This window comes from Nocardiopsis sp. MG754419 (assembly GCF_018207095.1).
In the GTDB taxonomy this organism is placed as follows: domain Bacteria; phylum Actinomycetota; class Actinomycetes; order Streptosporangiales; family Streptosporangiaceae; genus Nocardiopsis.
This window is the reverse complement of the sequence record NZ_QOCZ01000255.1, coordinates 1-3,958: the sequence shown is the minus strand read 5'-3', so window position 1 is coordinate 3,958 and position 3,958 is coordinate 1. Positions and strand designations below refer to the sequence as shown.

The window sequence follows — 3,958 nt, the reverse complement described above, 5'->3', positions numbered from 1 at the left end:
CGTCCTGCCCACCCCCAGCGGACGCCCCTTCACCCAGGCCGACGCCGAACGTCTCGCGGGCGAGGAGCACCTGGTGTTCGGGTGCGGGCGCTACGAGGGCATCGACTCCCGGGTGGCCGTGGACGCCGCGGCGCGGATGCCCGTCGAGGAGATCAGCATCGGCGACTACGTCCTCAACGGGGGAGAGTCGGCCACGCTGGTCATGGTGGAGGCCATCACCCGACTGTTGCCCGGGGTGCTCGGCAACCGCGAGTCCCATGTGCAGGACTCGTTCGCCTCGGGCGGCATGGAGCACCTGGTGGAGGGCCCGGTGTACACCAAGCCGGCGGTCTGGCGCGACCAGGAGGTCCCGCCGGTGCTGCTGTCCGGCAACCACGGCGCGGTGGACCGTTGGCGCCGTGACCAGGCGCTGCGCAAGACCGCGCGCAACCGCCCCGATCTGATCGCCGCCACTCCCGACGAGGGTTTCGACAAGCGCGACCGCGAGGTGCTCGCGGAGGACCACGCGGAACCGGTCTAGTCCCTTCGCGATGGACCATGGGCCGAGGCCCGGCGGAGGCCCCGGCGGGCACGACCCAGGACCGGGGCGAGCGGGACCACGTCCCGGCCGGTTCGAGTGGCTCGGCGGGATGTGGCAAACTGGGTGGGTTCCCCCTCGGTGACCCCAAGGCATCCGCATGCCGGCGGTACGACGTCGGCCTCTGTGTCGGTCACCGGGTGGTTCCACCGTTCAGGCCCGACAGGGCCTCGCCCGCGCACCCCCTCCCCGGAGCAGCCGGGGGGCAGGACGCGGCGCGCTATCGATGAGGATTCGCGAGATGCACACCGCCATTCAGGAGCTTGAGAAGGCTCAGCTTCGCACCGACGTTCCGGACTTCCGTCCGGGTGACACCCTCAACGTTCACGTCCGCGTGACCGAGGGCACCCGCACCCGTGTCCAGGTCTTCAAGGGCGTCGTGATCCGTCGCCAGGGCGCGGGCAACCGCGAGACCTTCACCATCCGCAAGGTGAGCTACGGCGTGGGCGTGGAGCGTACCTTCCCGATCCACACCCCGGCCGTCGAGAAGTACGAGGTCGCCGCCCGCGGTCGCGTGCGTCGCGCCAAGCTGTACTACCTGCGCGAGCTCCGCGGCAAGGCCGCTCGCATCCGCGAGCGCCGCGAGCCCGTCAACAAGTAGTCCCCTCCCGTCAGCCCATTCGACGGAAGCGCGCCGCCCGGCTGGGAGGCAGGATAAGCTTTCGGCCGATGGACAAAGACGAGAAGGGCCTCGGCGCGGACGGGGTCCAGGACGAGGATTCCGCCCGGTCCGGCCCGGAGGAGCACGGCTCCGCCACTGGCTCCCAGACCCACGATGGTCTGGGAGCCAGTGGTGTCTCCGCAGCCGGGGACCAGGAGTCGGAGGAGAGGGCGGACACCGCGATGAGCAAGTCCCAGAGCAGTACCAAGAAGGGGTCGTTCTGGAAGGAACTGCCCATTCTGATCGTGATCGCGTTGGTCCTCGCGTTCGTGATCAGAACCTGGTTGATGCAGGCGTTCTACATCCCCTCCACCTCGATGGAGAACACGCTGCTCGTCGGCGACCGCGTCCTCGTCAACAAGGTGGTCTACCAGATCCGGGACATCGAGCGCGGCGAGGTCATCGTCTTCAACGGCGACGGGTCCTGGGACGATCCGAACACCGTGCAGATCCCCGAGCCCACCAACCCGGTCAGTGGCGCGTTCACCTGGGTGCAGCAGCAGCTCGGTGCCGCCCCCACCGGCAAGGAGTACATCAAACGGGTCATCGGTCTTCCGGGCGACACGGTGGAGTGCTGTGACGAGCAGAACCGTCTGCTGGTCAACGGGGAACCCCTCGACGAGGACGCCTACCTGTACCCGGGCAGTCTCGAGAGCCACACCGAGTTCGGCCCGATCGAGGTCCCGGAGGGCCACCTGTGGCTCATGGGAGACCACCGGGCGATCTCGCACGACTCGCGCGCCAACCAGAACAACCCCGGTGGCGGAGCCGTCCCGATCGACCACGTGGTGGGCCGCGCGTTCGTCATCATCTGGCCGTTCGGTCAGGCGGGCCCGTTGAGCGTCCCCGAATCCTTCGAGGAATCCGACTCCGAGTAGGGCCGTCCGGCCCCGTCGGAAGGGCTTCTCGGAGGGGGCGGTGGCCGATCCGATGAAGGAAATCCGCTCGACGGGGCACAAAAGTGCGTTCTGTGACGCATGATGGGTCGTGGATCGTATCGGCGTTCTCCGAACGCGTGGCCCCTGTCCCCGACGGGAACAAGTCGGGTGGCGGCGGTGTCCACGCTGGGGGAACCGGCACATCACGACCGGAGAGTGCTGACGAAAGCGAGCGAGCGCATGAGTTCTGAGGACCTGGAGAAGTACGAGGCCGAGATGGAGCTGCAGCTCTATCGGGAGTACCGCGACGTGGTCGGCCTCTTCGGCTACGTGGTGGAGACCGAGCGCCGCTTCTACCTCACCAACCACGTGGACCTACAGCCCCGCTCCACCGAGAACGGGGAGATGTACTTCGAGGTCGTGATGGAGGATGCCTGGGTCTGGGACATGTACCGCCCGGCCCGGTTCGTCCGCAACGTGCGCGTGGTGACGTTCAAGGACGTCAACGTCGAGGAGATCACCAAGGCCGACTTGGAGATGCCGCCGACCGACGCGACCGACCCCGAGGGCTGACCCGGGGTTGTCCACAGGCCGGCGACCCCCTCTGGCGCGCCGGCCGGTGATCACCGACCGTGGTTACGGGAGGTGGTCGCCGTGCGACGGTGGGCGGAGTATCGGAACGCGCTGGGCCGTAGCGGTGAGGAGCTCGCCGCACGGTATCTGGAGCGGGTCGGCATGCGGGTCTTGGCCCGCAACTGGCGGGCCCCGAACGGGGCCGGGGAGATCGACATCGTGGCCCGGGACGGGCCCGTACTGGTCATCGCCGAGGTCAAGACCCGCGGTTCCCTCCGGCACGGTCATCCGTTGGAGGCCATCACCGCCCGCAAACGGCGCCGGCTGCGTCTGTTGGGTCGCTCCTGGGCCCGGGCCCACCGCCGACGGCCGTTCCCCCTCCGGATCGACGGAGTGTGCGTCCTGTTCGACCGGGGGCGTGTGCTCCTGGCGCACGAGCGGGGGCTGCGCTGATGTCGCTCTCCCGTACCCACTGTGTGACCCTGCTGGGTGTTCAGGGGCACATCGTCGAGGTCGAGGTCCACCTGGGCGGCGGTGACCCCGGGGTCACCCTGGTCGGTCTGCCCGACGCGGCGCTGCGCGAGGCCCGGGACCGGATCCGCGCGGCGGTCGCCAACAGCGCGGAGAACTGGCCCAGCGGACAGATCACCGTGAGCCTCTCGCCCGCCAGCCTGCCCAAGGCCGGCAGTCTGTTCGACCTCGCCATCGCCGGAGCGGTACTGTCCGCCGCCGGTGAGGTGCCCTTGGAGCGTCTCGACGGCGCCGTCCTCATCGCCGAACTCGGTCTCGACGGGCGTACCCGTCCGGTCCGTGGCGTGCTGCCCGCCGTGGTCGCCGCCGCGGGGCAGGGGTTCACCCGATTCGTGGTGGCCACGGGCAACGCGGCGGAGGCGCGGCTGGTCCCGGACGTGGAGGTCACCGCCGTCGCCGACCTGGCCGGACTGTGCGCCTGGCTGCGCGGGGAGTGCCCCGCCGGGTCCGACGAACCCGAGGAACCGGACGACGCCCCGCCCGGCCCCGACGACCGGGGACCGGACCTGGCCGACGTCCTGGGCCAGCCGGTGGCCCGCCGGGCGGTGGAGATCGCCGCCGCGGGAGGGCACAACCTGATGATGCTCGGTTCCCCCGGGACCGGGAAGAGCCTTCTGGCCGAACGGTTGCCCACCGTGCTGCCCCGCCTCGACCAGAACGAGGCCCTGGAGGCCACGGCCATCCATTCGGTGGCGGGTCTGCTCCCGCCCGGCGTCCCCCTGGTCACCCGACCCCCCT

General features: G+C 70.0%; 6 protein-coding genes. All 6 read left to right on the top strand.

Annotated features, from left to right (window positions below; all coding sequences use genetic code 11):
* A partial coding sequence (locus DSY14_RS27185; RefSeq protein WP_211719462.1) for a tRNA (guanine(37)-N(1))-methyltransferase occupies positions 1-520 on the top strand: 520 nt, incomplete at its 5' end.
* Positions 521-818: 298 nt separating this feature from the next.
* Complete coding sequence (rplS, locus tag DSY14_RS27180; RefSeq protein WP_211719461.1) at positions 819-1,178, top strand: 50S ribosomal protein L19; 360 nt, start codon at positions 819-821, stop codon at positions 1,176-1,178.
* 68 nt (positions 1,179-1,246) lie between these two features.
* A complete protein-coding gene (gene lepB / locus DSY14_RS27175) occupies positions 1,247-2,116 on the top strand; it encodes a signal peptidase I (protein ID WP_211719460.1) in 870 nt (289 codons plus the stop codon).
* A gap of 240 nt (positions 2,117-2,356) precedes the next feature.
* Complete coding sequence (locus DSY14_RS27170; protein WP_211719459.1) at positions 2,357-2,689, top strand: DUF2469 domain-containing protein; 333 nt, start codon at positions 2,357-2,359, stop codon at positions 2,687-2,689.
* 81 nt (positions 2,690-2,770) lie between these two features.
* Complete coding sequence (locus DSY14_RS27165; RefSeq protein ID WP_211719458.1) at positions 2,771-3,142, top strand: YraN family protein; 372 nt, start codon at positions 2,771-2,773, stop codon at positions 3,140-3,142.
* Positions 3,142-3,958, top strand: an 817-nt coding sequence (locus DSY14_RS27160; protein WP_211719457.1) for a magnesium chelatase domain-containing protein, incomplete at its 3' end; no start/stop codon positions are given. The genes DSY14_RS27165 and DSY14_RS27160, both read left to right, overlap by 1 nt.

Bases quoted from the DNA above. Each gene is read 5' to 3' on its own strand.
- rplS (WP_211719461.1), top strand. From the start codon at position 819: ATGCACACCGCCATTCAGGAGCTTGAGAAGGCTCAGCTTCGCACCGAC.
- lepB (WP_211719460.1), top strand. From the start codon at position 1,247: ATGGACAAAGACGAGAAGGGCCTCGGCGCGGACGGGGTCCAGGACGAG.
- DSY14_RS27170 (WP_211719459.1), top strand. From the start codon at position 2,357: ATGAGTTCTGAGGACCTGGAGAAGTACGAGGCCGAGATGGAGCTGCAG.